Genomic DNA, 2,767 nt, shown 5'->3' with positions numbered 1-2,767 from the left:
TCAAGATGGTCCATGCGATCCGGGAGGGTGTGCTTCCTCGGACGTTGCATGTGGATGAGCCGTCCTCGAAGATCGACTGGGACGCGGGCTCGGTGGAACTGCTGACCGAGGCCCAGCCCTGGCCCGAGGTGGACCGCCCCCGGCGGGCAGGGGTGTCGTCGTTCGGCGTGAGCGGCACGAACGCGCACGTCATCCTCGAAGAGGCACCCCCTGCCGTGGAGTCCGAAGAGGGACCGCGGGCGCCTGTGCCGAACGGGTACGTCCCCTGGGCGCTGTCCAGTGCATCGGAACCGGCGCTGCGCGCACAGGCGAAGCAGTTGCTCGACCACCTCGTCGATCGCCCCGAGGACACGCCCGCTGAGATCGGGCGGGCTCTCGTAGCAGGTCGGGCGGCGCTGGAACACCGTGCGGTGGTTCTGTCCGGTGACCTGGCCGGCTTGGCTGCGCTGGCGCGTGGTGAAGTCGCCGGTTCGGCGGTGTCGGGTCGTGCGGATGTGGATGGCCGGACGGTGTTCGTGTTCCCTGGTCAGGGTTCGCAGTGGGTGGGGATGGGTGCGGCGCTGCTGGAGTCGTCCCCGGCGTTTGCGGATGCGTTTTCGCTGGTCAGTGGTGTGTTGGAGTCGGTGAGTGGTTGGTCGGCCCTGGATGTGGTGCGGGGTGTCGAGGGTGCGGTGTCGTTGGGCCGGGTGGATGTGGTGCAGCCGGTTTCGTTCGCGGTGATGGTGTCCCTGGCCCGGGTGTGGGAGTCGTTCGGGGTGCGTCCGGATGCGGTGCTGGGGCATTCGCAGGGGGAGATCGCGGCGGCTCATGTCGCGGGTGCGTTGTCGCTGGAGGACGCGGCGCGGGTCGTGGTGCTGCGCAGTCGCGCGATCGCGGACGGGCTGGCGGGGCGCGGTGGCATGGTCTCGGTCGGCCTGCCCGCATCCGTGGTGCGCGAACGGCTGCTTGACGGGGCCGAGTTGGCTGCGGTCAATGGCCCCTCGTCGGTGGTGGTCGCAGGTGATGTGGATGAGCTGGAGCGCCTGTTCGGGGAGCTGGAGTCCGAGGGTGTGCGGGTGCGCCGGATACCTGTCGACTACGCCTCGCACACCTCTCATGTCGAGCTGATCCAGGCTGAGTTGTCGAGGGTCCTGGACGGCCTGCGACCAGGCAAGGCTGAGGTGCCGTTCTTTTCCTCGGTCGAGGGTCGGTGGCTGGATGGTCCGGAGCTGGACGGTGGCTACTGGTTCCGGAACCTGCGCGGCACGGTCGGTTTCGCCGGAGCCGTGGAAACGCTGGTTGCTGAGGGTTTCCGGGCGTTCGTCGAGGTCAGTTCGCATCCGGTGCTCGCACACAGCGTCCAGGAGATCCTGGACGAGCACGAGGACGTGACATCCGTGGTCACCGGCACCCTGCGCCGCGACGACGGTGACCTCGACCGCGTCCTGAAGTCCGCAGCCGAACTCCACGTACGCGGCATACACATCGACTGGACCCCCTCCTTCGGCGAACACCAGCACCAGCGAGTCCAGTTGCCCACCTACCCCTTCCAGCACGAGCACTACTGGCTGGCCGGCAGCAAAGGCAGCGGCGACCTCGGCGCGGTCGGGCTGGGATCGGTCGAGCACCCCCTGCTCGGAGCGGTCGTCCAGCTGCCCGAGTCCGGGAGCGTGGTACTCACGGGCAGGATCTCGCTCAAGGAGCATCCCTGGCTGACCGACCATGCCGTAGCAGGCACCGTCCTTGTCCCCGGCGCCGCGCTGCTGGAGTTCGCCCAGCGAGCCGGGGTGGAAGCAAGGCTGAGCACGGTCGAGGAACTGGTGATCGAGGCTCCGCTCGTCCTGCCCGATCGCGAGGGGGTCCAGATCCGGGTCGCCGTGGCCGACGAAGAGAGCGGACCCGACGGGCGGGAAGTCCGGGCGACGGTGTCGGTGTACTCCCGCCCGGAGAGCGCCGACCAGGCAGGGGCATGGACCAGGCACGCGCACGGGTTCCTGACCGCAAGCGGTGATGCCTCCGCAACGCCGCCCGAACCATGGCCTCCGGTGGGTGCGGAGCCGGTGTCCGTCGAGGGGTTCTACGAAGGCTTCGCGGCGAAGGGGTATGCGTACGGGCCTGCGTTCCGGGGGGTGCGGGCGGCGTGGCGGCGTGGGCGGGAGGTGTTCGCGGAGCTGGCGTTGCCCGACGACCTGGTCTTCGAGGCCGGCAGGTTCGGCCTGCACCCCGCACTGCTGGACGCCGCACTTCAGGCGACCAGCCTGCTCGGTCATGTGGAGCCCGATCCGGGCCATGTCGTGCTGCCCTTCGCCTGGAGGGGCGTGTCCCTGTCCGCCGAGGGTGCTGCGGCGCTGAGGCTGCGCGCGACCCCCTCCGGACCGGATGCCATCGCGCTGACGCTGACCGATGCGACCGGCGCACCGGTCGCCTCCGTCGAGTCGCTCACGCTGCGGTCCGTCGAAGCCGACCGGCTGGCGTCACTCGGCACGGCTGCCGGCGACCTGCTCTACCGAGTGGAGTGGGTGCCGCTCGCCCTGCCCGAGTCCGGTGCTCCCGTGCCGACGGCCGCCGTACTGGATCTCACCGCGCACGGCGCCACGGGACCGGAGGCTGCTCGAGAACTGGCCGCGGCCACTGTCGATTTCCTCCACGCACGGCTCTCCGACCCCGAATGGGGCTCCTCGCCGCTGGTGATCCTCACGCGGGGTGTGGTGGGTGATCCGGGTGGGTCTGCGGTGTGGGGTCTGGTGCGTTCGGTGCAGTTGGAGCAGCCGGGTCGGATCGTGTTGGT

The 2,767-nt window shown here is 69.8% G+C and carries 1 protein-coding gene; it reads left to right on the top strand.

Features of this window, described 5'->3' with window-relative positions; all coding sequences use genetic code 11:
- Nucleotides 1-50: 50 nt before the first annotated feature.
- The coding region (locus ACWCQM_RS40835; RefSeq protein ID WP_450920125.1) for an acyltransferase domain-containing protein at nucleotides 51-2,767 on the top strand (2,717 nt) is incomplete at its 3' end.

This window comes from Streptomyces sp. NPDC002125, assembly GCF_053593715.1.
Note: the sequence above shows the minus strand (reverse complement) of the source record. Positions and strands in the feature narration are given on the sequence as shown.